27 protein-coding genes and 2 pseudogenes are annotated in these 24,520 nt (G+C 69.1%); 14 read left to right on the top strand and 15 right to left on the bottom strand.

The window, feature by feature from the left end; all coding sequences use genetic code 11:
- Positions 1-13: 13 nt before the first annotated feature.
- Both B073_RS0117045 and B073_RS0117035 read left to right on the top strand, forming a co-directional pair.
- Positions 14-640, top strand: coding sequence for a vWA domain-containing protein (locus B073_RS0117045; protein ID WP_158690139.1), 627 nt, complete (start codon positions 14-16; stop codon positions 638-640).
- 654 nt (positions 641-1,294) lie between these two features.
- Positions 1,295-1,549 carry a hypothetical protein gene (locus B073_RS0117035; protein WP_018539295.1) on the top strand — a complete coding sequence of 85 codons (255 nt, stop codon included), beginning with the start codon at positions 1,295-1,297 and terminating at the stop codon, positions 1,547-1,549.
- Between the two features lie 524 nt (positions 1,550-2,073).
- Here B073_RS0117035 and B073_RS0117030 read toward each other — a convergent pair.
- The 7 genes from B073_RS0117030 to B073_RS48785 all read right to left on the bottom strand — a co-directional run bounded on the left by B073_RS0117030 (position 2,074) and on the right by B073_RS48785 (position 7,788).
- Positions 2,074-2,394: a hypothetical protein gene (locus B073_RS0117030; RefSeq protein WP_018539294.1), complete on the bottom strand. Its 321-nt coding sequence runs from the start codon at positions 2,392-2,394 to the stop codon at positions 2,074-2,076.
- 565 nt (positions 2,395-2,959) lie between these two features.
- On the bottom strand, positions 2,960-3,451 hold the full coding sequence (locus B073_RS0117020; protein ID WP_018539292.1) for a hypothetical protein: 492 nt from the start codon (positions 3,449-3,451) through the stop codon (positions 2,960-2,962).
- Positions 3,452-3,552: 101 nt separating this feature from the next.
- Positions 3,553-4,065 carry a RipA family octameric membrane protein gene (locus B073_RS0117015; protein WP_018539291.1) on the bottom strand — a complete coding sequence of 171 codons (513 nt, stop codon included), beginning with the start codon at positions 4,063-4,065 and terminating at the stop codon, positions 3,553-3,555.
- Positions 4,066-4,183: 118 nt separating this feature from the next.
- Entirely contained in the window at positions 4,184-4,765 is a 582-nt protein-coding gene (locus tag B073_RS0117010) for a DUF4328 domain-containing protein (protein ID WP_234025111.1), read from the bottom strand.
- Positions 4,766-5,002: 237 nt separating this feature from the next.
- The gene (locus B073_RS0117005) at positions 5,003-6,538 is read right to left on the bottom strand and encodes a hypothetical protein (RefSeq protein WP_026247467.1); all 1,536 of its coding nucleotides are present in this window, start codon (positions 6,536-6,538) and stop codon (positions 5,003-5,005) included.
- 381 nt (positions 6,539-6,919) lie between these two features.
- Positions 6,920-7,183: a hypothetical protein gene (locus B073_RS47905; RefSeq protein ID WP_234025105.1), complete on the bottom strand. Its 264-nt coding sequence runs from the start codon at positions 7,181-7,183 to the stop codon at positions 6,920-6,922.
- A gap of 470 nt (positions 7,184-7,653) precedes the next feature.
- Complete coding sequence (locus B073_RS48785; RefSeq protein WP_018539288.1) at positions 7,654-7,788, bottom strand: hypothetical protein; 135 nt, start codon at positions 7,786-7,788, stop codon at positions 7,654-7,656.
- Between the two features lie 274 nt (positions 7,789-8,062).
- Between B073_RS48785 and B073_RS40190 the strand changes: the two genes are divergently transcribed.
- From B073_RS40190 to B073_RS40185, 3 genes are read left to right on the top strand one after another with little or no spacing between them, the layout of a single operon-like run.
- On the top strand, positions 8,063-9,223 hold the full coding sequence (locus B073_RS40190; protein WP_234025104.1) for an ABC transporter ATP-binding protein: 1,161 nt from the start codon (positions 8,063-8,065) through the stop codon (positions 9,221-9,223).
- On the top strand, positions 9,220-9,393 hold the full coding sequence (locus B073_RS47180; RefSeq protein ID WP_018539286.1) for a hypothetical protein: 174 nt from the start codon (positions 9,220-9,222) through the stop codon (positions 9,391-9,393). Before B073_RS40190 ends, B073_RS47180 begins: the two co-directional genes overlap by 4 nt.
- Before the next feature lie 3 nt (positions 9,394-9,396).
- The gene (locus tag B073_RS40185) at positions 9,397-9,960 is read left to right on the top strand and encodes an ABC transporter permease (protein ID WP_018539285.1); all 564 of its coding nucleotides are present in this window, start codon (positions 9,397-9,399) and stop codon (positions 9,958-9,960) included.
- Between the two features lie 830 nt (positions 9,961-10,790).
- Here B073_RS40185 and B073_RS42795 read toward each other — a convergent pair.
- Positions 10,791-11,720, bottom strand: coding sequence for a GNAT family N-acetyltransferase (locus B073_RS42795; RefSeq protein WP_018539284.1), 930 nt, complete (start codon positions 11,718-11,720; stop codon positions 10,791-10,793).
- A gap of 385 nt (positions 11,721-12,105) precedes the next feature.
- Positions 12,106-12,738: a TetR/AcrR family transcriptional regulator gene (locus B073_RS0116975; protein WP_018539283.1), complete on the bottom strand. Its 633-nt coding sequence runs from the start codon at positions 12,736-12,738 to the stop codon at positions 12,106-12,108.
- A gap of 198 nt (positions 12,739-12,936) precedes the next feature.
- Between B073_RS0116975 and B073_RS0116970 the strand changes: the two genes are divergently transcribed.
- Together B073_RS0116970 and B073_RS0116965 are read left to right on the top strand one after the other, a co-directional pair.
- Complete coding sequence (locus B073_RS0116970) at positions 12,937-14,034, top strand: zinc-binding dehydrogenase (protein WP_018539282.1); 1,098 nt, start codon at positions 12,937-12,939, stop codon at positions 14,032-14,034.
- 52 nt (positions 14,035-14,086) lie between these two features.
- Positions 14,087-14,413, top strand: a pseudogene (locus B073_RS0116965) (site-specific integrase); the annotation flags it as partial.
- A 200-nt stretch (positions 14,414-14,613) separates the two neighbouring features.
- On the opposite strand, the gene B073_RS46410 reads toward B073_RS0116965, so the two are convergent.
- Positions 14,614-15,966, bottom strand: a complete 1,353-nt coding sequence (locus tag B073_RS46410; RefSeq protein ID WP_018539281.1) for a hypothetical protein — start codon at positions 15,964-15,966, stop codon at positions 14,614-14,616.
- Positions 15,967-16,315: 349 nt separating this feature from the next.
- Between B073_RS46410 and B073_RS0116955 the strand changes: the two genes are divergently transcribed.
- From B073_RS0116955 to B073_RS40175, 3 genes are all read left to right on the top strand, one after another.
- Entirely contained in the window at positions 16,316-16,831 is a 516-nt protein-coding gene (locus tag B073_RS0116955) for a GNAT family N-acetyltransferase (protein WP_037811940.1), read from the top strand.
- A gap of 278 nt (positions 16,832-17,109) precedes the next feature.
- The gene (locus B073_RS0116950) at positions 17,110-17,388 is read left to right on the top strand and encodes a hypothetical protein (protein WP_018539279.1); all 279 of its coding nucleotides are present in this window, start codon (positions 17,110-17,112) and stop codon (positions 17,386-17,388) included.
- A gap of 68 nt (positions 17,389-17,456) precedes the next feature.
- Positions 17,457-18,265, top strand: a protein-coding gene (locus B073_RS40175; protein ID WP_086023803.1) for an IS5 family transposase whose coding sequence is annotated in 2 segments (ribosomal slippage) — positions 17,457-17,796 and positions 17,796-18,265 — 810 coding nt in all. Because the reading frame shifts where the segments join, the coding sequence is not laid out codon by codon here.
- Positions 18,266-18,270: 5 nt separating this feature from the next.
- On the opposite strand, the gene B073_RS47900 is transcribed toward B073_RS40175, so the two are convergent.
- Positions 18,271-18,498, bottom strand: coding sequence for a DUF6896 domain-containing protein (locus tag B073_RS47900; protein ID WP_420706442.1), 228 nt, complete (start codon positions 18,496-18,498; stop codon positions 18,271-18,273).
- Between the two features lie 374 nt (positions 18,499-18,872).
- Between B073_RS47900 and B073_RS0116930 the strand changes: the two genes are divergently transcribed.
- The 3 genes from B073_RS0116930 to B073_RS0116920 all read left to right on the top strand — a co-directional run bounded on the left by B073_RS0116930 (position 18,873) and on the right by B073_RS0116920 (position 21,262).
- Positions 18,873-19,406, top strand: coding sequence for a GNAT family N-acetyltransferase (locus tag B073_RS0116930; protein ID WP_018539275.1), 534 nt, complete (start codon positions 18,873-18,875; stop codon positions 19,404-19,406).
- A gap of 45 nt (positions 19,407-19,451) precedes the next feature.
- Positions 19,452-20,429 (top strand): transposase family protein, encoded by a 978-nt coding sequence (locus B073_RS0116925; protein WP_199788158.1) that lies wholly within the window; start codon positions 19,452-19,454, stop codon positions 20,427-20,429.
- Between the two features lie 77 nt (positions 20,430-20,506).
- A complete protein-coding gene (locus B073_RS0116920; protein ID WP_018539273.1) occupies positions 20,507-21,262 on the top strand; it encodes a dienelactone hydrolase family protein in 756 nt (251 codons plus the stop codon).
- Positions 21,263-21,391: 129 nt separating this feature from the next.
- Here the strand turns inward: B073_RS0116920 and B073_RS44075 are convergent, their stop codons facing one another.
- Both B073_RS44075 and B073_RS49290 read right to left on the bottom strand, forming a co-directional pair.
- A complete protein-coding gene (locus tag B073_RS44075) occupies positions 21,392-21,589 on the bottom strand; it encodes a transposase (protein ID WP_078508046.1) in 198 nt (65 codons plus the stop codon).
- A gap of 203 nt (positions 21,590-21,792) precedes the next feature.
- Positions 21,793-22,017, bottom strand: a pseudogene (locus B073_RS49290) (hypothetical protein); the annotation flags it as partial.
- 126 nt (positions 22,018-22,143) lie between these two features.
- Here B073_RS49290 and B073_RS0116905 point away from each other — a divergent pair.
- The gene (locus tag B073_RS0116905) at positions 22,144-22,524 is read left to right on the top strand and encodes a hypothetical protein (RefSeq protein ID WP_018539271.1); all 381 of its coding nucleotides are present in this window, start codon (positions 22,144-22,146) and stop codon (positions 22,522-22,524) included.
- Positions 22,525-22,548: 24 nt separating this feature from the next.
- Here the strand turns inward: B073_RS0116905 and B073_RS40165 are convergent, their stop codons facing one another.
- The gene (locus tag B073_RS40165) at positions 22,549-23,544 is read right to left on the bottom strand and encodes a DUF1259 domain-containing protein (protein ID WP_078508045.1); all 996 of its coding nucleotides are present in this window, start codon (positions 23,542-23,544) and stop codon (positions 22,549-22,551) included.
- Positions 23,545-23,748: 204 nt separating this feature from the next.
- A complete protein-coding gene (locus B073_RS0116895; RefSeq protein ID WP_018539269.1) occupies positions 23,749-24,510 on the bottom strand; it encodes a CbtA family protein in 762 nt (253 codons plus the stop codon).
- Positions 24,511-24,520: the final 10 nt, after the last annotated feature.

Genomic DNA, 24,520 nt, shown 5'->3' with positions numbered 1-24,520 from the left:
CCTGCCTACCTACGTGGTGATCGACGCGTCCTCGTCGATGAAGCCCCACGAGGCAGTGCTCAACGCGACCCTCTCCCGTCTGCACTACAACCTCGCGACGAACCCACGCGTCTCGGAATTCGCCCGGGTCAGCGTGATCGCCTTCTCCACCGATGTGCACGTGGTGATCCCGATGTCGGACATGGAGCAGGTGCCGGCCATGCCCGAGGTGATCTGCGGCGGGCGCACGGAGTACGGCAAGACCTTCGACCGGGTGCGGGAGTGCATCGAACAGGATGTCAGCAACCTGAGGATGCAGAACCTCGACGTGCTACGGCCGACGATCTTCTTTCTGACCGACGGCGGTCCGACCGACGCGCGCTGGCAGGACTCCTTCCGCAAGCTCGTGGACAGGAACTGGCCACGCCACCCTCACGTGATCGCCTACGGCTTCGGCGGCGCGAAGCGCGTCGTGCTGGAACAGGTGGCGACCAAGGCGCTGTTCATCGCCGACGGTTCGGACACCGAGTCGGCGCTGAGCGCGGCGATCACTGGTCTGCTCAACTCCCTGATCGCGTCGTCGAAGACCGGTCAGATGCAGATCGCCACCGACGTCAAGGGCTTTGAGTACGTCGAGGTCACCCAGGAATACGTGGACTGATGACGGACGTCGACCCGCGTTCCACGGCGTCCCGGCCATCGCGTGCCTCCGTCGGACTGACCGCGCTGGCCGCAGCGCTGCTCGTCTGCGGCGCCGCGGTCGAGGTGACGGGCAATCTCCTCGGCTCCTCGGCGAACGGGAGCGGAAGCAACTCGCACCCGGCGACGACTGTGCAGCCGCCCCACACCCACCCCCACCCCCGCTCCCGCGCCACCGAGGCGCCGTCGCCAGACCGCCCGCCCCCGACCTCACCCGCCCACCTGCCCAGACCCACGGCCACGGCCACGGCCACGGCCACGGCCACGGCCACGGCCACGGCTAACGGTAGTTCGTTGAACAGGCGGTAGCGGTCAAGGCCGCGTCCAGTGGTGACCTCGTCGAGCAGGGCATGGCGCTCATTCGGGGAGAGCGGCCGACGAGTCCGAGCCCTGAACAGGGTATTGCTGGGCCGGCGGCTGCGCCGACCCCGGCCGCGCCCTTGCAAGCCGTGGCATCGAGCGCACGGCACGAGCAGCTGACGTTTGCGGAGCACGCACACTGCTCGCGCTTCTGTCATGAAGCCATCCACAGAGGAATTCCGTCATCAACCACACGGGCTCGTAAGGCAATTGGGAAGGCAAACGGGCCCACGGCAGCCCAGAGCGGGAGACGCACGTGGGAATACTGCACGCGATCCGGATGCAGAAGCTCATCGCGGATGCCAGGCGCGCACACGCGCAAGGGGACGACACCTTCGGAGCCTCCATCGACATCGATCCCCGGGGCATGGCCCGGGTCAGAAACCCCATGAAGAAGATCCGCAAGGAGATCGACCTGGTCGTGCGATCCGTCGAAGCCGTCGGCTGGAAGTGCGTAGGCGTCGACCAGTTCATGTACTCGATCAACATGGAGTTCGTCCGAGCGGGCTGAAAGGGCTCTCCAAACCCGGGTGCCGGGCTGGGGGTTCCGTATAGGTGTGCTGTTCAGGTGATGGGGGCCCTGTTCCATGTGACGAACTATGGCGGGCCGGTGGATACACCCCCGGCCCGCCATCGCCGTACGGAAAGCAGGCCGCCCTCGACGCCGGCGCCCCGACGGCAAGGCTCCGCCTTATGCCGGATTCGGCCTTGAGCTGGAGTACCCCGCACATCAGCGGTGCGTAATTGCCTGTCCGAGGGGTGAGTTGGACCGATACCTCACGGCTCACGCTGCTTGCCGGCGAATTGGGGCGGACCCGGGGTTAGGCGCGGATCGGATCCGCCGACAGGAACCACGCAACATGACTGGCCGTACCCGACCGGCCCGACCGGGCCGACCTGCGGATTGTGACACTGTGACGGTTGCAGGGCGGTCTCGGCTCATACCGCTCGACCCGGGACACGTCAGCGAGCGACGTAACCAGGGGACGGCCGACTTCATCTGCGTGGCTTCGGGAGCGGCAGACCACTCTCTCCTCAGCTCGTGTGGGTGCGGTGGCCGGAATGGCCGACGGTAAGAAGGTCGCCCCAGGCCCAGCAGACGACGGGGAAGCCCAGGGCGTCCAGAGCAAGGCGGGCGGTCTTCACGTCGGAGGGTTTGGTACCGCTGGCCTCGGCTAGCAGATCCACGACGTAGTGGAGGCCAGTGCCGACGAGGGCGTACCACTCACGGTTCCGACTGAAGGTGGCGCTGTGCGCTGGGGGAAGATGTGAGGCTGCGGCTTCGACCTGGGCACGGGTGACGGCGTGGCGCGTGCCGTCGGACACGAACTCGGCGGTGTCGGACTTATTCCTCAAGATGCTTCGCTCTCTTCGCGGCAGAGTGACTGGGCGGATCAACAGCCCTCACGCATTCTTGTCGTTCCGGAGCCGGAGCACACAGCACTTACGCAATTCCGTCCCGAACGGCCCCGCACCGCACCGTGCGGCACGCTGCCGTATCAGTGCGCTGCCGTATCAGTGCGCTGCCAAGAGCGCAGCAGCGCCACAGAGTTGGCGGGGGGATGCCTTTGGTGAAGCCATTCGTCAGGGGACACACCGTTGTTCGGGCTCCGTCACAGCCCGTCCGGGCTCGCCGGGGGCCGGTGTGCCGCCCCGGCGCCCGGGCAGCCTCGCGGAAAATCTTCGTCGCGCGGGAACTCCCTGGGCCGCTACGGCTTCACGGCCTCCACCCAGGCGGCCGGTAGGTTGCGGTCCTTGTGCGACCCGGACGCGGTCGAGTTGGACGATGACGACGACGGCCAGGAGGAGTGACCGGAGGTTCTCCGCGCCGCTCACCGCCGCGCTCGACCAGACAGGGTGTCAGCCAGCGGTGACCAGCGCCATGCCGTACTGCTGGCGGCCTGCGAACCGGGCACAGGTGTCAGGTGCCGGACCTGAACGCGCCAAGAGGCCACACGACGTCCACGGCCAACCCGGCCAGGCGTGCCGCGGCCACGGTATCTGCCGTACCGCCGCCACGACCTGTGGGGGCGCTGCCGTCCCAAACGGCGACGAGACGGTCCGCCCCCTGGAGAAGTCGGCGATTGGCCGCTTCGTAGGCGGCGTGGCCCGCGTGCTCGTACGGCAGGACCACCACTTCGGCGGCGGCGTCGCGCAGAGCGTCGAACTCGGCGAGGTCCGCGGGGCGGACCACCGCTTCCCGGTAGTCCCGGGACGGGATGATCGCCGACAGTCGGCCTCCGAGCGAGAGGATCTCCTCGGCGAAGAGCGTGTCGGCACCGCGGGCCAAGCACGAGCGCCCCACCAGCGTGTCGTCGCGCAGGTCGGCCAAGAACTCACGGAGGTCTGTGCGGATCCGACCGACTGCCTCGTCGGCCAGGTCCATGTGACCGGTGACGGCGATGGTGACCATGTGACAACCCGCTTCCGGCCCAAGGCGATTTGCCCTTCACCCTAACCCGCCTAACCCGCTCCGGTGGCGGGGAGAGTCGGCGGTAGCGGATGCCGCCGCCGTCACAGCACGACGGCGGCGAAGCCCAGAAGGTAGGCCACGGCAAAGAGGAGAGGGATCCAGCGTTCGACACGGTTGAGCGGGAGATAGACGCGCCAGTCACGCCCCTCGCCGAGGGCACGCCATTCGGCGGCCACGAAGGCGCGGGCCGGCAAGCGCTCCTCGAACGCTCCGATCACCTCGAACTTGCCTTTGTTCAACTGCTGGTAGGAACGGACGGTGATCCACCAGGTGGCACACATGCCCAGCAGGACCAGCAGGGCCGCGAGCGCGAGTGCGACCGGAGTCCCGCGGTGATGCTCCTGGGACAGCCAGGTGCTGAGGAAGACGAGCAGCGTGCTGTGGAGGGTCAGGAAGAAGGTGTTGGCGAGGTTGCGCCGGGCGCTGACCCGGTCGGCCATCTCCACGCACAGCTTGTACTGCTCGAAGACCGCGGCATGATACGTCGCGGCCGCCTCGCGGAAGTTCTCCGCGTCGATGTCCTCGTTCCACAACGAGTCACTGATGCCGGCCATGTTGGCATTTCCCCCGTAGTTCGTCACCGTGCGCTCGTACAGGCCAGGCCGCGACCGGCGGGCGACGGCCACGGGGCGCCCACGCCGCCGCGTTCACAGCGGTGCGCGCCCCGTTCCTTCACACTGCGTTCTGGACATGCCTGTGGGTCTGCCACGCGGTGACGCGCCTGACGATGAGGACGAGGAGCAGGCCGGCCGCCACGTAGAGCGCCGTGAGCAGGGTGGTCACGTTCGCGGCGGAGAGCACGTCCTGCTCGCTGTCGAACTTCGCGACCATGCGCCATTGGATCGGCTTGACGACGACGTTGGCGACCACGAACAGCGCCCACCAGGCGTTGATCAGGGTGACGGGGACGGGCCGCCGGGGGGCACTGGCCCGCCAGACGTCCGACACGACCTGGTACGGGATCCACAGGTTGGCCACCGGGGTGGTCCAGGCGCCCACCACCCAGCCCCGGGCCCGGCGGTGCGCGGCGGCACCGCTCATCAGCTCGGAGTTGATCCGGGCCCGCCACAGCCAGACGACCACCGCGATGCCGGCCGCGATCCATACCAGTATGGACAGCCAGAGTGACCCCAGCGTCGCGAGGGCATCGTTGTCGGCGGCCTCCAGGTCCGCAGCCGTCGCCTTCCCGGCCAGGTAGTCGTGGGCGAGGAAGTACAGGCGCCAGTTGGCCACCAGGACCAACACCTCAAGCACGAGCGTCAAGGAGATCAGTATCGTCGCGGTCGTGGCCGCGCCGGTCACCGTCCTGGGCCGCTCCGCAGCGACCGGATTCGCATGCGTCGGCATGCCTTGCTGTGAACCGTCCATGATCCTCCCCCGAAGATCGTCGACTCACCGCGCAGTACGTGGGTCAGCAGGCTATGGGCCGCTGCCCTGTTGTGTCCCCCGTTTCACGGGATGTCATGCGGGACCGGTCGTAACGGAACGGCACTAACCGAGGCCGAAGAGTTGCAGCGCCCGGCCCGCGAGCCAGCGCAGCAGGGCCAGGACCGTGACCAACACGAACCCTTTCCATAACGACGTCTGCGTGGCGAAGGTGGCCCGCCAGGCCATCGTCCGTCTGCGGACTCCCACGGCCGCCAGGGCGTCCTTGATGACGCGGGCCAGGTGGTGCGTGGGCGTGAACATGGTCATCGACACGAAGCCGGCCTTCACGGCGCGGGCCGCGCGGCGCACGAGCGCACCCCGCGGGAGCTTGGCACGGGGCACGGGCCCCACCGGTTGCACCCGGGGCGTCCACTCGGGGTCGAAGGTGATGACGGCGCCGGTCCAGGGATCTTCCCCGGCCATCTCGGCCAGCCGGGACGGGGTCGGCAGGTGTTCGTCCAACCGTTCAGCCAGCTCCAGCCGTTCGGCCTGCCGCGACAGTCCGCCCGGCGTCAGCAGGACGAGCTTGCGCGCGGGCTGGGTGGCGCGGGCCTGCTGAACCTCCCACCACAGTCCGTCGCCCAACCCCAGCCGCAGCACGATGAGTTGGGACAGTTCCATCAGCCGCAGCACCGTCGGCTGCCAGTCGTCGGGCGGCAGGTAGAACCGTGCCGCACCCAGCCGCGGCAGCGGCTCCCCGGGTTTACCCACCGTGATCACGGGGCCGACGGCGCCCAACGCCCCAGTGAGTTGCTCCTCCCGCGAGTGGATACTGACGAACGCGGACGAGTCGTCGACCCGGGCCGCGGTGTCGTCGTCGGTGAAGCTGCGCAGGTAGAGCACGGGTTGGCGGCCGTCGGCCAGCAGGGCCTGGACCGCGCCGCGCGCCGCGCGCGGGCGGGTGTAGCGCAGGCTCAGGACCCCGGCCCCGATGGCGGCCAGGCCGCCAACCAGCCACCCCACCATGGTCATCGGTGGCACGGTGGAGCCCCGCCGCTGCGCCGTGCCCACGGCGATGACCCCCGCCGCGAACAGCACGTATCCGGCGCCACTGGCCAGCAAGAACACCGGACGCCGCCACCACGGCTGACGCGGGGCGAACCAGCCGACCACGCTGATGATCTCCGCGGCGCCCGACCGGCGCCGGCGCCGCAGCCACAACGCCGGCCCGAGCAGCAGCGCGGCGGGCACCGTCCAGTACAGCGCGGTCGCGCGCGACGAGCCGAGTTTCCGGTCGAGTCGTGCCCGGTCCCGTTCGACATCCGCCGCCAGCCCGGCGACCCGCTCGCGGGCGAGGGAGACCCGGCCCTTCTCGACGTCACCGGTGGCGGAGGAGACCGCGGAGCGGCTCGCTCCCGACGGGGCGTTCTCCTTGAACCACGTGTCGCCCGCACGGATCTCGGCGCGCGCGGACACGTCCCCAGCGGCGTACCGGTCCAGCGCGGCGGTGAACGCGGCAGCCCGTGCCGGGGCGTCGCGGAAGCGGTCGCATGCCCGTAGGTGCATGCCCGCGGTGATCGCCAGGTGCAGCGCGACATAGGCCGTGACGACCGCGACCGCCGTGATCAGCCGGGCCAACGCCCGTAAGCGCGAGGACACCTCGGCCCACCCCCCGTCTCGCCGGCACCGCCACCTGGCGCGAACCGCGTCCCGTACTACCACCTCGCCCCACGGACTGTCAGCCCCGACTTCTGTGACGCTGGGTGATTCTCATAAATGGCCAAATGAGAAGCCGCCACCACCCCGGGCGGCAACCGTTTTGTCCGGCCTCCTGTTTCTCAATTGGGTTCTTGGAACGCTTTCTTGGAACCCTTGCTCCGGTAGCTTTCGAGGCATGCCTGACGAGGAGTTCGACGCCCCCGCCGCCGTCGAGCGCCACCTATGCCCCACCTGTGACGTCCCGGCCGGGTTAGCCTGCCGCACCGGCGAACCCGCAGGTTCGCGATCAACTCGCTGGGGTGCGTCCCGTAGCCGATCGCCTCAGCCTGTTACGCGGTAGCCGGGACCTTTGCGGGGATCACGATCACTGCCGTTGTCGAGAATTGCGCTGCCGTACTCACCGTCGGCGACCCACTCGACTTTTAGGGAGAATCGGACATCACGCCGTCCAGGATTGATCCTGAGTGTCAGTTGTTTCGGATGGTCGGCGGAAACCGTGAAGGGGAAGTCTGTGCGATCGGGTTCGGCCCTTCTGGTCGTTGGCACAACAGAGATAGGGGTTTGCGTGAGATTGACGTCAAACATGGGTTCATGTGCAGTAACTGCACAATTTTTCGGAGGGGGAGGCTGTTCTCCGCCCTTCGGGAGAGCCTCGGCGGACAGGACGTTGACTCGGATTCCGGTAACCACGATGGCCTCGTCGGTCTTCGCTTGCAGTACGAGGGGAAGCGTGGCTGGTGTGCAGGGGGTGGGGCCCGCTGTGTACGCCGTCAGCCCGGGTGGCCCGGAGATCTCGCCCCAGATCCATCCCCACAGACCTTGAACTGCCCAGAATGAGATGGCCCCTAGCAGCGGCAGAACCACGAGCGTCGCCCAATGCGTCCGGTCCCGTAACGGCGCCCACGACTGTACTGGGCCCGGCCCAGGCTGCGGTTCCGGTTCCTGCCTTTCGTCACTGTCAGGCTGTGGCGCTGATGCGTTTGGGTCTTCAGGCATATCAGCCTCTCTCGGAGACGAGTTTCCCGTACGGCGCATTGTCTCCAATCCGTTGACAGTCAGGCATGATTCGACGGGAGCCGGCGGGTGCGGTGCCCCGATGGCAGGGGGGACGTCGACCTGGTGGTGGAGTCGCTGGGGGCGGTCTCGGCGGCCTGCTCCAGCAGGGCCCGGGCGGAGTCCGCGTAGCGCATCGCGGTCTTCTCGTCGAGCCCGAAGACTTCCCCGAGATGGAGTGGGTCAGGGCCCTTGACCCCATGGCCTCTTCGAGCTGGCGGTCGACGCGGAGTCGCTCCAGGGGCGTGTCCTGGCCTCGCATCGCAGCGCTGATCCAGTGGTTGCTGGCTCGGCCGGTCGTGTTGGCGGTCCGCTTGTTGATCAGCAAGTGGAGGTTCGCGGTGTTCGGCCACCGGCTGCGCCGGTGCTCCAGCCAGTCCAGCAGCAGCTTCACGGTGAGTGCTGTGCGCCGTGCACACCCTGCTGACAGTCGGCGCCGTCGTGCAGGGGCGTTTGCTGCTCGCCGTCGTCGCGGTGATGCCGGCCGTGGTGTACAGGTGCGGTCCTGCTGTCGCCCTCGCCTACTGCCGATACGGCCTGGATACGAGCGAGGACGCGGTGGCTCTCGGACCGGCCGCCTCGGTGGACACTGCGGCGCAACCGGAGCCGCACCCGGCCGCGAGGAGCACCGATGCGGTTCCGCGGCCGCGTCCGGGCGAGCAGCAGTCTCCGGCCGTCGTGGTGGAAGGACTTCGGCGCACCTACGGCGGCCGCGAGGTGCTGGGCGGGGTGTCCTTCAGCATCGCCACCGGCGAGTTCTTCGGACTGCTCGGGCCCAACGGGGCAGGTAAGACCACCACCTTGGAGATCCTCGAAGGGCTCCGGGAGCCCAGCGCCGGACGGATCACGGTGCTCGGCGAGAAGCCGTGGCCCCGCAACGCCCGCCTGCTGTCCCGGATGGGTGTCCAACTGCAGTCCTCAGCGTTCTTCGACCGGCTGACCGTACGTGAGCAACTGGAGTCCTTCGCCGCACTACACCGCGCACCGGCACGCCGTGTTGCCGCGACGCTGGATCTGGTCGACCTCACAGACCAGGAAGACGTTCCGGAAAGCCGCCTGTCGGGCGGGCAACGGCAGCGACTGGCCGTCGCCTGCGCCCTGGTCCATGCCCCCGAGATCCTCTTCCTCGACGAGCCGAGCGCTGCCCTGGACCCACGAGCCCGACGCAACCTGTGGAAGGTCCTCCAAGCGGTCCAGGCACGCGGCACCACCATCGTCTACACCACTCACCACCTCGACGAGGCGGAGATACTCTGCGACCGCATCGCCATCCTCGACCAGGGCCGGTTGCGGGCGCTCGACACCCCGGCCGCACTGATCCAGGAATACGGCGGCCCCACCCGCGTCACCATCGGCCACGGCGTACTCAGCACGGCCGAGGCACAACGCCTGCCGGGCGCCGACAGCGTCTGCACCGACGCCACCGGCCTCGTCTTCGGCACGGAGAAGCCCGAGCTGTTGCTGTCCGAACTTGCCGTACTCGGGCCGCTGCCCGGCCTACAGGTCCGCACGCCGACCCTGGAAGACGTCTACCTGCGCCTCACCTCGACGGCGCCCGGAGTCCCCGCATGACCGCGTTCCGAGCCCTCTCCTTGGCGATGCTCAAAGGGTTCGCCCGCCACCGGATCACGCTGTTGTTCACCTTCCTCTTCCCACTGATGTTCGTCGTCGCCTTCGGCCTGCAGCACACCGGAGCGCCCGGAGGCGACCCGTTGCCCCGCATGATCCCCATGCTCAGCTGAGCCGTGGCCGGCACCGGCGTGTTCGGCATGGGCACCACCGTGGTCTCCTGGCGCCACCGACGGCTCCTGCGCCGCATCCGGCTGGCACCGGTCAGCGCCCCGGTCGTGCTGTTCTCCCGCCTGGCGACCAACCTGCTCGTCACGCTCGCGCAGACCGCCGCATTCCTCTCCGTGACACTGCTGCCGGTGTTCGGCGCCCAGCCCAGCCGCCAGTGGTGGCTCGCCCTGCCGGCGATCCTTCTGGGCGCTCTCGGCTTCTCCGCACTCGGCCTGCTGGTCGGAGCCGTGTGCCGGACCGAGGAAGCCGCATCGGCTCTGGCGAACTTCCTGGTCATGCCCATGGCCCTGGTTTCCGGAACGTTCTTCGCCCTCGACCAGGCCCCCGCATGGCTACAGCACACCGCCGCCGTGCTGCCCCTGAAGCGCCTCAACACCGCACTCATCGCAGCCCTCAGCCCAGGCCATCACCCCACCGAACTCCTGGCACCCGCAGCCGCCCTGCTGGCGTTCGCCGTCGCTGTCGCCGCGATCGCGCTACACCTCTTCCGCTGGGACGAAGACGCCTGATCAATGGGAGGTGGCGGTGGCAGGGCCGTCCGCCGGACGGTTCCACCGACGGCGACTTTCTGCCGTCGCCGTCGCCGTGGCCATCGGCCACGACTCCGGCGCAGCACCGGGCCGCTCCGGCGAGTGCCTCAGACACGCCCTCGTAGCCCACCCACAGGCCCCACCCACAGGCCGGCAAATGGCGGTGCAGCCCATCGCCTGCCGCAAGTGCCGAGGTCTACGGCCGCGTGAGCCCCAAGGCATGGATGGGGAATGGCCGGGCAACCACCGCTTCATGAATGCGAATTCACGCACCCGCCACCAACGAGTGACGCGCGTCGCGGAAGGTGCGTCTCGTTATTCGAGACGCCGACGCGTCCGGGCGCTCTGCGCGATGTGCCAATCCCCTCCGGCCGGGCGAATTCTGCGAGTCAGGGCACGCGGAGGGCACGTCGACCCTTGAGCCGTCTAGACAACAAACAAGGCCCAGGTCTCCGACCTGGGCCTCAACTCTGGAGCGGGTGACGGGAATCGAACCCGCGCTCTGAGCTTGAGAATCAATGGTGCCTGGGAGGCTGAAATGCCTCCCGACCTGCCGAAACGTCAATGAGATGGCCGTGCCTGAGCTGCTTCTTGACGCCCCTCTTGACCGGTGTTGACCGCCCTGGAGGGCACGGATAGGGCACGAGCGCGGAGGGATCGCCCCCTGGGCCTTCCCGCGCAAGAGGAGGCTTGCTCTCCGAGGCGGTCGCAATGACTCCGGTCGAGGGCGTCGCTGGCGCAAGCGTGCCGGGCCAGCGGTCGCGTCATGGCGGTGTGGCCGGTCTGCGCTTCTTGGTGGGGGGCGCTGCCTAGGTCTGGAGCGGGAGTCGGTAGCTGCGCCAGTGACCGGTGATCTGCAGGCCCATCGAGTTCAGGGAGCGGGCGACCACCGGGTCGTCGACTTCCCGGACTTCGAGGTGGGTGACCTGTGGGTGGTCACGGCGCAGCTGGGCGATGAGCTCGGTCAGCAGGGCGGTCACCTGCTCGTCGCCCACGTCCTTGCGGTGGAGGACCCGTCCGATGAAGGCCCCGTCCCCCGGGATCGCCGCGGTGACTTGAGCGGACAGCTCTCCTTGGGGTGTCAGGAGGTCCAGTGTCAGTAGCGGATACGGCCCATCGAGAGGCCGCTCCGGGACCTCTTCAGGGCTTACTGCGCGCCCTGTGGCCTCCGTGTGGAGCGCGGCGTACGCCGACAGCAGGGCATCGCCGGGGGGCTGTGGCATGCGGCGGGTGGTCACGCTGGGCAGCCCGGCAGGGGCGCGCCAGTCGGCCAGCGGGGCCGTCGTTGTCCAGTGGCGGCCCAGATCCTCGGCTGACGGGGCACCCAGCTCGGCGGCGGCCCGTGCGTCGAGAGAGCGGTCGGTGTCGGTCCACACCAGGGCGGTGTACCCGGCGTCCCGGGCGTGCTCGGCCGCGCCCCGGAGCAGGCGCACCAGCGCGTCCGTCTCCTCCTCGGTCGGGTCGCGCAGGACGTTGTGGCCGGAGGTGGCGTGCCCCCGCGCCCGCGAGACGAGCAGCCACTGGACGAACGCGGCTGGCTCGTCGTCGACGACGGCGTAGACCTGCGCCCAGCCAAGGAGGCTGCCGTCCCGTCGCGCGACGACGGTGCACGCCGGAGACTCGATGTCCGCTGGGTCGATATCGGACTCGGGCAAGGCGTCGGACAGCCCCGCGTACGCCTCCTCGGCCAGGCGGACATCGGCGGTCGGGTCGTAGTCGTACTCCACGGAGATGCCCATCCTGTGCCTTTCGTGTGTGCCAGGTCTTCCGGTCTGCCAGGCTTCCTGGCGTTCCGCGGCAGTTTCGAAGCCCGGTCCGTGCTCAGTTCGGCCGGCCGACGCGAGCCCGTTCGGGAGAAACAGCCTGTTTCCGCATTGAACACGACGCCCAGTCGGCCTGCGTCGTCCATGCCGATCTTCTGTCTGTGGCCTGCGGAGAACCGTGTCCTCCGTGTCGGCGCACGGCGCACCCTGCGGGCTACGCAGCCTCCCGGTGAGCGCCTCCACACGGCCGTCGGTGATGCCGGTCGCGCACGTCTTCCGCTTCCCGAACCTCGGTGGCCGATCAGGCCACGAGATACGGGTTGGCTCCGGCGGCCCCGGCTTGCCCACCCGCCTGATCGGCCTACCGCCGCCGCGCGAGCCCCGGCACTCCCCGAGCGAACAATTCCGTTGCCATGTCGGCGAGTTCACCAGGGGTCCAGCCCTGCTCGTCGTCGAGCAACAGCCGCGCTCCCGCCTCGGCGACCCCGACCGCCATCGCCGCTGCCACCGGGGCTGTACGGTCCCCGGCGGTCGGTGGGTGGCCCGCTGCCTCGTCCAGCCAGGACGTGAGGACGGACGAGAGGTGCGCGGCGGCTTCGGCGCGGGCCTGGTCCATGCTGCCGAGGCGTTCCGGCTGCGGTGCTGGGCCGTAGAGTAGCCGGTAGCTGTCGGGGGCATCGGCGACGGCGGTGAAGTAGGCGACGAGCACACGGTACAGGGAGCGCGCCGGGTCCGTCAGGGGGCCGGCCGCCGCCAGTGCAGCGGCCAGCTCTTGCGTCAGGCGGCGCTCCTCGCGCTCGTACAGCGCCGCCAGCATGTCCTCGCGGTTGGCGAAGCAGCGGTAGAGGACGGTCTTGGCCACCCCCGCCTCGGCGGCCGTGGACTCCATCGACACCGCGCCGCCCTCCCGCAGGGTGACCCGCAGCGCGGCATCGAGTACCAGCTCCCGGCGGGTCGCGAGGGGCAGATGCGGCGCACGGCCGGAGGATTTCATTGCCGGAGGCACTCCTTTCGTGTGCGGCCTTCGTGGTGAGGGCCCGGGCTCGTATGACGGCCCGGTGAGCAGTCTAGGAGCGCGACATTGTACGGTTACGTACAAATATTGTACGGGCGAGTACAAACATCGGCCAGTACACGCACGGGTCAGTACACACAGCAACGGCGCACGAACAGCACGAAAGGAGAGCCGCCCGTGAATCCCCAGCTCAACGACGAGACGGCTGAGAGCGAGACGGCCGAGATGACGGCGGCCAGGTTCGACCTGGAGACCGGCGGCTTCGGCCTGCACCGGATCCCCGTACCGCGGCCCGGTCACGGCGAGGTGCTGATCAAGGTGCACGCGGCGGGCGTCTGCCTGTCCGACGTGCACACCATCGACGGCACCCTGCCCAAACCCGTCCCGCGCGACCCCGACCGGACCGTGGTGACGCTCGGCCACGAAGTCGCGGGCAGCATCGCGGCCATCGGCCCCGGCGTACCGCCGGTGTGGAGCGCGGGAGACCGGGTCTGCCTGACGGCCGGCGACCGCTGCGACACCTGCCCCAACTGCCTGTACGACACCGGCTTCTGCCTGATGCCACAGGTGCGCGGGGGCGCCTACGACGGCGGGTGGGCCGAGTACGTCGTCACCCGCCACCAGTCGCTCGTCCCCCTCCCCGACACCCTGCCCTTCGAACAGGCGGCGATCATCCCGGACGCGGTGTCCACGCCGTACGCCGGGCTGCTGCGCCACGGCGGTCTGCGGGTCGGCGACGGCATCGGGCTGTGGGGCGTGGGCGGCCTCGGCGTCCACGCGGTGCAGATCGCCCGACTCGCAGGCGCCACACCGATCATCGCGATCGACCCGCTGCCCGCCGCCCGGCAGCGCGCCCTCGACGCCGGCGCGGACCTCGCCCTCGACCCGACCGACGACGACTTCCGGGGGCAGGTCCGTGAGGCCACCGGCGGCCTGGGCCTGGACGTCGCCGTCGACCTCGTCGGGCACCCCACCGTCCGCGACAGCGCCGCGGAACTGCTGGCCCCGCACGGGCGGATGGTCCTGATCGGCATGACCGCCGACCCGGTGATCATCCCGCACGGCGACCGCTTCAACGCTCTCCAGCACCAGGTCCACGGCGCCTGGGGCTCCGAACCGCAGGACCTGCACCGGCTGGTCAAGCTCGCCGCGGCCGGGCGGCTCGACCTGTCGGGCTCGGTCAGCGCAGTGCTGCCGCTGTCCCGGGTCGAGGAAGCGGTCGCGCGACTGCACAACAAAGAAGGCAACCCCGTCCGGCTCGTCCTCGTACCGTGAGGTCCCGAACGCGGACGTGGTCATGCCGTGCACGGTGGGCGAACTGCCGGGCAGGCCATCACCCTGGCGGGCCGAGCGACTGCAGGCCACTCGCGCGACCACCGTCGCCAAGTCCTACCGCCTGCTCAAGGCGATCATGGAGACCGCCACCGACGACGAGCTGATCCGCCGCAACCCCTGCCGGATCAAGGGCGCCGGGACCAAGAAGGCCAAGGAGCGGCCGACCGCGACCGTCGAGCAGGTCGACGCGCTCGCCGACGCGCTCGGCCCGCGCTGGCGGCTGATGGTCTACTTCGGTGCTTACGGGCCGATGCGCCCAGAGGAGCAGGCAGCCCTGCGCCGGCCCAACGTCACCCTCGACCCTGTTGCGGTGAAGATCTGCGAAGTCCTCGGAGAGGGCCGCGCTGATCTACCAGCACTCCGACGACGCCCGTCAGCAGGAGGTCGCAGACGGCATGGATGCCATGGTGCGTGCCGCACGCGGCAAGACGGCGCCCCGACAACAGACTGCACGGGGACGTGACTTGCAGTAGGGGGACGACAGGCCGTCGTCCCCCTACGCGTCATCGGCCCCGAGTGCTATGCGAAGGCGGCGGCGAAGCGGGCGAGCGAGACCTTTCCCGCTTTCATTGCTGCGCCAGCCCCCATTTCGGCCCAGTCGCCGACGTTGTCGGCCATGCCTTGGGTGAAGTCGACAGCGGTGGCGACGTCTTCCGCGGTGTCGATGCCGTCTGCACCGGCCAGGGAGACGACGACGGGGATCTGGGTGGCCATATCGACCGTTCCCTGGATCACCTTCCCGGCGACCTCGCCCTGTTTGGCGCTCGCGCCGATGAACTTGGCACCCTTGGTGCCGAGGTATTTACCGATGGGCCCCACTTCGGCCGCGGCGGCGCCGCCGGTCGCGGCGAGGAAGGCGCGCCCGCCGCTACGGACGGCCACGCTCACCTTGCCGACCGAGCGCATGGCGAGCTTGCCGGCCCGCGCGGCCTCGCCGAGCGCGCCGACGACGGGCAGGACGCCGAGCACGTCGGCGCCCAGGCCGGCGAACGTGCCGGCGTCCCAGTCGCCCTGGATGACCGCGTCGGCGGTGTGCGCGGCCAGCGCGCCAGCCGCCGTCGCGAGGGCGATGGGCCCGGCCAGTGGGGTCAGCACCGGGACCATCGCAAGGACGCCGGCGACGGCGGAGACGATCCCGAGGACGTCGCCGAGAATGCCCAGGAAGCTGCTCGATGCGGCTTCTGCGGCGGCTTCGGCGGCAGCGGCCTTCAGGTACTCGACCTCCTCGCTGCGGGTGTCGACGATGCGCTGGAACTCGCGGTCCAGCAGCAGGCTTTGCAGTTGGTACTCCGCCTGCACGGCGAGGACGAGGTCGATCAGGTCGCGCAGGGCCTGGTCCGGGATGCGGTCCGCTCCGTAGCCGTTGTCCTTCAGCCGCCCGCGGGGGACGGAGCGGGAGAAGCCCTTCCCGTCCATCGAGGGGACATGGGCGATCTCGGGGTCGGCGAAGTCGATGACCGAATTGCGCGTATAGGGCGGGAGCATCCGAGCCAGGGGGCTTTCGTTCCTGCGTTGCTCGGCGGCTTGCTGGAGGGAGTCGAGGAAGTCGGCGATCCGCTTGGCCGCGTCCTCCGAGGACTGCCGCAGGTCGTAGAAGTTCGTGTCCAGGCGCCGCAGCGCGGCGATGATCCGGTCTTCCTGGTAGAGGTAGGCGCGGATCAGCTGCTCGATGCGGTAACGGTCCTCGCTGCGCAGGACCTCGTCGGACCAGCCCGTGTCGTTCGAGGGCTTCGGCCAGACTCTCCACCCCTCGGTGCAGCGAGTCGACGGTGTCCAGGGCGAGGGAGGCGCCCTCGCGCAGCTGGCGGAGGAGGTTGCCCGGCTCGATGCGGTGCCAGACGGTGTGGCGCTTGGAGACCACCGGGTGGGCACGCGGGGCAATGCACCGCCGGTATCGCGGCGGTAGCCGTGCCCCTCGCAGGTCGTACCGCGATCGTCGGCTTCGGACGGGCCACCGGACGGCGACGGATCGCCTACTGCGGGCGAGTTGCCGCACGGCGGGCCTCCGGACGAAGCCCCGCCGCTCAGATCGCGACGCGATGAGAATCCGCCCTCGCGAACGAGAACGAGTGGGAATCCGTCAGCTTCTATGCGACAGGACAAGGAGTTCGTCGCACCGCTCTGTCCTTTGGGCCCGACAAAGGCCATCGTCAATGAGAAAGGGACACGCGACATGCGAACCACACTGTTGGAGGCGGCCTGGGGGTGGCACGGTATATGGATGGACCTACCGGTGGAAGCTGCGGCAGTCACACTGCAGGTGGCCGAGGAGGATCTTCGGCCCGTCGTGGAACGGCTCGCTCAAGTCGAGCGACACGATCTGTCGGAGTTTCGCGGGTACACCCCTGGCCCCGACGGACTGTTCGCGTTCGACCAGCTACCGCGATTCTTCTCCGAGTCGGGCCGCCGTGCCTATCTGATCCACTACGGAACCACCCTCGCCGGCTTCGCTCTGACGTACACGCTTGCCGACGGCGCAGCCTCGATCTACTCGTTCTTCATTGTCGGCGCCCTGCGCCGACGAGGAGTCGGCAGCCTGGCTGCCCAGGAACTTCTTCGTCTGCGGCCCGGCCCCTGGGCCATCTGCTTCCAGGAAGCCAATAAGGGCGCAGCCCGGTTCTGGCGCCACGTAGCCGCTGCCACCGGCGGGGCGGCGTGGCGTGAGGAGCAACGGCCGGTCCCACCGCCCTTCCCACGGGACATGCCCCCGGATACGTGGCTGCTTCTCCACCGCTGAAGGCCCCACCGGACCACACGGCACGAGCCCGCCCCGCGAGCATGCGCACCTCTCGTCTCTCCCCGAACACATGCCGATGCCCCGGTCCACCGCAAGTAGTTCACGCTGTGGACCGGGGCCGGCTTCAGACGGGCACGGGACTCGCCATGGTGGCCTCGACCGTTTGGCGAGCTGGCCCCATTCCGATGCGTTCGGGACTGCGGCACCGCGGCAGGTGGGAGTCTCGTCTCCCGAGGTGTTACTGGCCTTGGTCGTCGTCCGCGAGGGACCGTATCCGCGTGATCGTGTCCTTGCTGTACAAGGTGGCTCGGAAGCTGCTGTCCATACTGTCGGTACTGCTCCGCGGGGAGACGGCGAAGGACGCGGAACTGCGGGTGCTGCGGCACGAGAATGGGGTGCTGCGCCGGCAGTTGGCCGGTACGGTCCGCTACGAGCCCGCCGACCGGTTCTGGTTCGCCGTGCTGATACCCCGACGACGCTGGCGCGAGGTCTTCCCGGTCACCCCCGGCACCCTGCTCGCCTGGCAGCGCAGCTTCATTGGCGCGAGGTGGGACTAACTGATCGTTTCAGAATGAGTTGAGCTGCGGGTCTTGTGCTCGACGATCTTGGTCGGCAGGGTGTCTGGATGCGTGTTGATCTTGTTCCGGACGACCTGTGGGAGCGGGTGGCCCCGCTGCTGCCACCCCCTCCCGAACGGCGCCGTCGGCATCCCGGGCGGTTGCGTGTTCCTGACCGAACAGCACTCGCCGGCGTCCTGTTTGTGCTGCGGACCGGTGTCGCCTGGCGGGACGTCCCAGCGGAGACCGTGGGCTGTTCCGGGGTGACGGCCTGGCGCCGGCTGCGGGACTGGACCGAGGCCGGCCTCTGGCCACGCCTGCATGCCGCCCTGCTGGCCGAGCTTCGCCGGGCCGACCGGCTGGACCTGGACGACTGCGCCGTGGATGGGTCGCACGTCCGGGCCCTCAAAGGGGGGATCATGTCGGCCCCTCTCCCGTCGATCGTGCCCGCCCCGGCTCGAAGCACCACCTGATCGTCGATCGCCACGGAACCCCGCTCGCCGTCACTCTCACCGGCGGCAATCGGCACGACGTCACCCAGCTCCTGCCCCTGCTCGACGCCGTCCCGCCGATCCGGGGACGGCGGGGACGTCCCCGCCGCAAGCCCCGGCGCCTGTATGCCGACCGGGGCTACGACTTCGACAAGTACCGCCGCCTGCTGTGGAAGCGGGGTATCAAGCCGTTGATTGCGCGACGCGGCGTCGCCCACGGTTCCGGACTGGGCAAGGTGCGCTGGATGGTCGAGCGCGCCTTCGCCTGGCTGCATCAGTTCAAACGCCTCCGCACCCGCTACGAGCGACGCGCCGATCTCCATCAGGGCCTGCTCGAACTGGCCTGCAGCCTCATATGCCTGCGCCGCCTGCGAACCTCGTCCTGAAGCGATCAGTTGGCTACGCCGAACCACCCCGGCCGCACCTCGTCCAGAAGCGGTTGCAGCGACCGCACTGCGGCCCGCAGGTCCTCATCCGTGACATCCACAGTCTCCGGCAGGCTCAGTCCGTGACGGCGCAGCCGCCAGATGTCGAAGACTTCGCTCCCGTCGGCTGCGAAGTCCACATCGACCTCAGCGCCGTTGTCACTGACGAAGCGGCACCCTGCCCCATGAACCATGTAGGAGTAGGTGCCGACGTGCCCACTCCGGTTGAACCAGCGCGCCGGGCCAGGCCGAGGACATCCGCCAGTCGCTCAAGTGAGGGGATCGCCACCATCCGCCGCCCCGCGGGCCGACGAGTTACGGTATCGGGATCCATCGGCCGTGTGAGCCAGCGGGTGGACGGCCGCTCGTCGCGCGTCGCCCGGACGCCTAACGACCTTGGGGGCAATTGAGGAGGTGAGTCATGTCCTCTGATCGAGCTTGCTGTCGTGATGGCAGCCGGGTGTCTCGTCGTGAGGATCGCGGCGGGTCCTCCATCGCGAGTCATGCCTGGCCGCCGATGGGGGCCCGTGGAGGAACCAGTCGGGTGGGTGCAGGCGTCGTGAGGGGCATGGAGCAAGGTTTCCGACTGCGTGAGGCGACCGCCGAGGACGCCGACATCCTTGCCGACGTGCACACCCGGACCCGGACCGCGTACTACACCGCGGGCGGCATGCCCGAGGAGGAACTCGCCGACCTGAGTGCATGGGGGGAACGGCGCGATGCCTGGGCGCGGGTGCTGGCCGCGCCGGCGCGCGCCACGCTGGTCGCGGAAGACTTGGACAGGACGGTGGTCGGGCTGCTCACTGCCGGGCCACCGCACCACGAAGACCTGGACTCCTCGACGTACTACGAGCTCTACCAGATCGGGGTACTAGCGCAGGCTTGGGGGCGCGGGGTGGGTGGGGCCCTGCACCGGGAGTTCGTTGCGCTGGCCGCGGCCGCCGACTGCGCCGAGGGTGTGCTGGAGTGCTGGGCGTCCAACACCCGTGCGCAGCGTTTCTACGCCCGAAATGGGTGGCGGCCGGACGGAGTGCGCCGTCCAGGACCACTGGACTGTGACTACGTTCGGTTGCGGCTGAAGCTCGTATCGCACAGCTTCTGAGCGAGGCTGAGGCAATGTCAGAGTCGAGCGGCATGATCGGGAGATGTGACTGTTGCCCTGGATCGTACTGCCCTGTCCCATCGTGCCTTCACTGGTGTGACACGCCAACACTTTGCGGACCTGGTAGTCGAATTGGCGCCACGCTGGGAGGCGGCACGGGAGTCGGATCGGGCCGAGCGGCGTGGGGGTCTTCGGAAGCGCCTTGCCGGGGCGGGACGCAAGGTGAAGCTGGTGTTCACCGACCGGCTGCTGGCCACGCTGATCTGCCTGCGTCACCAGCTGCCGCACGCCGCGTTGACGGAGCTGTACGGGGTGGACCGCTCCACCGTCTCGGCGGCGGTGCGGGAGATACGGCCCCTGCTCGCGGCCCGCGGCTTCGCCGTCCCCGACCGGCCCGGCATCCGGATCCGCACCCTGGAGGACCTATTCGCCTACGCGGCGGCCGAGAACATCGAGCTGCGCATTGACGGCACCGAGACCCAGGTACGCCGACCCCAGGCTCACCGCCCGGGCCGGAAGGCGTTCGTCTCGGGCAAGAAGAAGCAGAACACGATGAAGACCACCAGCTTCAGCGACGGGCAGGGCCGCACCCTGTTCTCCGGCGTGGTCAGGCCCGGCCGAATGCACGACCAGACGGCCGTGCGCACCGAGGGCATCGCCGAACAATTCCGGCTCCGCCCGCAGGTCAAAGCCAAGGTCGACGACGGCTACCGCGGGCTAGCAGGCGAGTTCCCTGACCAGATCAGCGCGCCGCCGAAAAAGCCCGGCGAGGATACTTGCGAAGGCGAACACCGGGCCTGGCGGGAGGCCAAGCGACGGCAGTCCTCGGCGAGGATCTGCATCGAGCACACCAACGCCGAGCTGAAGAAGTGGCGCCCGCTCCAGCGATACACCGGACGCCGTGAGAGCTACGGAGAAACCCACGCCGCGATCGCCTCCCTCGTCTCCGACCGCTCCGCCAGGCGCCCCACTCACCGCAGGACCAGCACCGCGCTCGTGCCCGTCCGCACCACCACCTGCTGACTCATCCATCAGCCGAACCCCCAGGCCAACCTGCCCCGACCTTAATTGCCCCCAAGGTCGTAAGGAAAGGTGCGGAGATGACCAACGTGCAGGGAGTATCACTCGGCCTTCCCACGCCGGACGGGACCGCTGACGCCTATCTCGCCCACCCCGGCGACGGCGCGCCGCACCCCGGCGTGCTGCTCTACATGGACGCCTTCGGGCTGCGCCCCTCGTTGGAGGCGATGGCCAGGCGACTGGCCGGGCATGGTTACACGGTGCTGGTGCCCAATGCCTTCTACCGTGCGGGGCGCGCTCCAGTGGCGGAACTGCCCACGTACATCAAGCCGGCCGAGCGGCCCGAGATCTTCGCCCAGCTCGGTCCGATCATCCAGGCGCTTACCCCCGAAGCGGCGATGCGCGACGCCGGCGCCTACCTCAACTGGCTGGCCGCCTCCCCCCTGGTCGCGAATGGTCCCATGGGCACCACCGGTTACTGCATGGGCGGCGCCCTCGCCGTCCGTACCGCCGCAGCTTTCCCTGACCGGATAGCGGCCGCGGCGGCCTTCCATACCAGCCGTATGGTCACCGATGCTGAGAACAGCCCGCACCGGCTTGCCGACCACATCACGGCAGAGCTGTACTTCGGTCATGCCGACCAGGACCCCTGGATGTCGGCCGAGCAGATCAAAAGCCTGGGGCAGGCACTGGATACTGCGGGTGTGCGCTACCGCAATGAGGTCTACAAGGGCGCCCACCATGGATACACCCAGTCCGACACCGCCGCGTACAACGCCGAGGCAGACGAGCGTCATTGGCGGGCACTGCTAGACCTCCTCGGCCGAACGCTCTGAGCCAGACCAGTACCGCCGCGCATTCACCAACCAGTGCGAGTCACCGAAAAACCGACCAGAACCACCGTGTTCCACCAGCAACGGCTTGCGCGCCGGCCTCGGTCCAGTCCCGCAGACGGCGCCAGCAGGTCACCCCGTGCAACCGATCCGCTCGGCTGAGACGGCCCGCCAGCTCACCCCCGTGCACAGCACGTAGACGATGCCGGCCAAGGACACGCGGTCTTCCGCCGGAAGCCTGGCAGGGAAGCGGCGCCGCCGCGGCGGACGGGCCGAGAGCAGCGGGACTATCCGCTCCCATAGATCATCAGGAACAAGATCGCCAGGCACCCCGCAGACCCCTGCCCAATGCCGCTCTCAACGACCGACCACCACACTGAACTCATTCTGAAACGAACAGTAAAGCGTGCGCCGGCGCAAAGAGTGCGCCGCGAGCTCCACGGATGAACGCTCACTGCGAACGGATCATCGGCAGCCTTGCCGCATGCGAGCGGCACCACAACGAGCACCGACCCCACCAGGCCCGGCACCGGCTACCACCTGAGGCTCACGAACAGCCCACCACAGTGCATGACCTCGACACTCGCAAGGTGCCACGCACCTCGATCCTCGGTGGCCTGATCAACGAGTACAGATATGCGGCGTGACGTGCGGCGATGACTTTTCGAGCGGCACAGGGTTGATAAGAGTGAGTGCGGGTAGGCCGATGTCGGATCCCGCACGGCAATGCGCCGCAAGCCGTGGTCGGCGGGCCAGACACCCTTGACGAGGCGCTTGACCACCACCGACGTGATTTCCTGACCTGCACCGCCCTCACACACTCAAGCCCCAAGTCCCGCCCTGTGCCACCAGACGGCCCGCACTGCTGACGCGATGGAGTTCCCATGACCTCCGCCTACACCTTGGCCACCGCCCCAGGCACCTTCAGCCACGCCCACATCGCCCTGACCGCATGCGTGACCGGCGTACTCGCCCTCGCCGCCGCAGCCTGGCGCCTTCCCCGGCGCGCCTGGATCGACATCGCCGCCGTGACGGTACTGTCCGCAGCCTCCGTCTACCTCTGGCGTGCTTCGGCCAACATGCCGCAGCTCAACGACGACGGCCTGCCCGGCTTCTCCGCCAACGACTGGGCGGCTCCCGTCCTCACCTACGTCTTTCTCGGCGCCTACGCCCAGCTGCGCACACCCGCCGACCCACGCCGCTACGCCCAGGCCCGCGCGCTCGCAGTCATCGCCTCCCTGGCCGTCAACGTCATCACCATCTGAGCCACCGGGCGCAGCCGTTGCCGTTCAGTGCTTGGGTGCGGCGGGGTGAGTGGCGTCCAACGCCGGACGCAGGGACTTGGCGAGGGTGACGCCGTCGCCGGTGGCCCAGAAGTGGAGGTAGAACAGGCGGGGCTGCTCGTCGACGGTATGGTTGTGGAGCTCGACGAGGTCGATGCCGCCCTTGCGCAGGGCCCGGATGACATGCTGGATCTCGTCGGTGGTCGTCACGAAGTCACCGTTGATCGCGGCCTTCTTGCCGCCCAGGGGCTGGAAGTTGATGCCGGTGTAGACGCCGAGTCCGGCTGGGAGGGTGTGGCTGCCGTCGGTGACGGGGTCCTTGCGGGCGACCGTGAACTTGTAAATCCCGCCGTCCGGGGTGCCTTTGCGGCCGAGGGCCGAGTCGATGGCGGAGGTGTCCAGATCGATGGGCGGCTGGCTCGACGGTGCCGGGGAGGCCGGCGGAATACCCGTGGTATCGAGCGCGGCCTTGACGCCCTTCGCGAGCCTGACCGGGTCACCCATGCCGTGAATGTGCGTCCACCAGACGGCCGGCGACTGCTCCAGCAGGTGCTTGTGCAGCGCGGTCTGGGCGATACCGGCCTTCTGCAGCGCATCGGTGACCTTGGGCTGCTCGTCCTCGGTAATGACCAGGTCGCCCGTGACCATCGTGCCGTCGCCGTACTTGGCGAAGGCCGCCCAGCCTCCCAGCGCCAGCCCCGGCTTGACCTCCACATCGTGGCTGGTGACCTTCAGGTCCTTGCGCGGCAGCGACACCCGGTACACCGCCTTGTCCATGAGCGTGCCCGTGCGGTCCAGCGCGTCGGCCACCGGCTTCCAGTCCTTCTCGGTGGTGGGTACGGGCGCACTGCCGCCGTCACGCCCTGGCTGCTGGCTGCCCGGCCGGGTCTCCGCGGCCGCGGGCCCGCTGTCCTCGGCGCTGCACCCCGCAAGGGCGAGCGTGGGGGCGGCAGCAAGGACGCCACATGCGAGCCGGACGCAAACCCGCGTACGGACAGGCATCGAAGGACTCCTCTCACAGGGCGGACACCCCCACGTCAGTCAACGTAGCCTCGGCTGCAAGTCGCCTCCAGCGGGCATGGACCGTTCGGGTACCGGCTCTGCCCCACTGCACCGCCCGCCCGGGGCCCTCCAGGCAGTGAACGTCACGCCCCAGACGCCATGGCCCGCCGGTTGGCGTACCGACGGGCCGTGGCGTCTGCCGGATCAACTCGCGGCAGCTGTCCGGGCTTCGACGTCGGGCCCTGGCTCGGAAGCTGCCCGAGGCAGCAGTAGCCGCTCGGCGAGGTGCCCGAAGAGCAGGCCGAAGCCGGCCCAGAGGGTGCACTGGATGGCGAGGGCCGCGAGGCGGAACTGCCACAGCACGGTGGCCGGAAAGTCCGGCGGCACCTCGTTGACCGCGGGCAGGAACGCATACGCCAGACCGACCGCGAGGGCGAAGGCGGCCGAAGCCACCACGGTGGCGTACCAGTTGCCCAGGCGCGGGGCCAGTCTCCTCCCGAGGATGATCACGGCGACGCTCAGCAGCACGCTGAGCGCGATCATCAGGAAGTAGAGCGTGGTCCGCTTGCCGATGGTGTCCGGCTGGCCGACGGACGGCGGGTTGGCCGGGTACTTCAGGAACGGCACGACGTAGACGGCCACCAGGGCGCCTGCGGACACCAGGGCCGCCGTGGCCCGGGGGCCGAGCCGGCCGATCCGGCCCAGTGCCACGCAGAACGCCAGGGCGGCGATGCCGCCCAGCGCCACGCCGTAGACGAGGACACCGGTGGCCAGGCCGGCGGTCGACTGCAGAGTGCGGCTGACCACTTCCATGCCGTGCTCGTGGGTGTGGGACTCCTCGAAGGCGATGGCTGCATCCACATGGGGTTCGCCCACCAGATACGCCACCACCAGCGCGAGGAACCCCGCAGCCAGGCCGGCGAGCATGCCGCGTACGAGCAACGCCCGTACGGAGACGGGATTCACGAGCTGACTC

The organism is Streptomyces sp. MspMP-M5, from assembly GCF_000373585.1.
In the GTDB taxonomy this organism is placed as follows: domain Bacteria; phylum Actinomycetota; class Actinomycetes; order Streptomycetales; family Streptomycetaceae; genus Streptomyces.
The sequence above is the reverse complement of the archived record's forward strand: the minus strand, read 5'-3'. Positions and strand labels throughout refer to the sequence as shown.

Bases quoted from the DNA above. Each gene is read 5' to 3' on its own strand.
- B073_RS0117020 (WP_018539292.1), bottom strand. From the start codon at position 3,451: ATGGTCACCATCGCCGTCACCGGTCACATGGACCTGGCCGACGAGGCA.
- B073_RS0117015 (WP_018539291.1), bottom strand. From the start codon at position 4,065: ATGGCCGGCATCAGTGACTCGTTGTGGAACGAGGACATCGACGCGGAG.
- B073_RS47905 (WP_234025105.1), bottom strand. From the start codon at position 7,183: ATGTTTGACGTCAATCTCACGCAAACCCCTATCTCTGTTGTGCCAACG.
- B073_RS48785 (WP_018539288.1), bottom strand. From the start codon at position 7,788: ATGCGCTACGCGGACTCCGCCCGGGCCCTGCTGGAGCAGGCCGCCGAG.
- B073_RS47180 (WP_018539286.1), top strand. From the start codon at position 9,220: ATGACCGCGTTCCGAGCCCTCTCCTTGGCGATGCTCAAAGGGTTCGCC.
- B073_RS42795 (WP_018539284.1), bottom strand. From the start codon at position 11,720: ATGGGCATCTCCGTGGAGTACGACTACGACCCGACCGCCGATGTCCGC.
- B073_RS0116975 (WP_018539283.1), bottom strand. From the start codon at position 12,738: ATGAAATCCTCCGGCCGTGCGCCGCATCTGCCCCTCGCGACCCGCCGG.
- B073_RS0116955 (WP_037811940.1), top strand. From the start codon at position 16,316: ATGGACCTACCGGTGGAAGCTGCGGCAGTCACACTGCAGGTGGCCGAG.
- B073_RS47900 (WP_420706442.1), bottom strand. From the start codon at position 18,498: ATGGTTCATGGGGCAGGGTGCCGCTTCGTCAGTGACAACGGCGCTGAG.
- B073_RS0116930 (WP_018539275.1), top strand. From the start codon at position 18,873: ATGGAGCAAGGTTTCCGACTGCGTGAGGCGACCGCCGAGGACGCCGAC.
- B073_RS0116920 (WP_018539273.1), top strand. From the start codon at position 20,507: ATGACCAACGTGCAGGGAGTATCACTCGGCCTTCCCACGCCGGACGGG.
- B073_RS0116905 (WP_018539271.1), top strand. From the start codon at position 22,144: ATGACCTCCGCCTACACCTTGGCCACCGCCCCAGGCACCTTCAGCCAC.
- B073_RS40165 (WP_078508045.1), bottom strand. From the start codon at position 23,544: ATGCCTGTCCGTACGCGGGTTTGCGTCCGGCTCGCATGTGGCGTCCTT.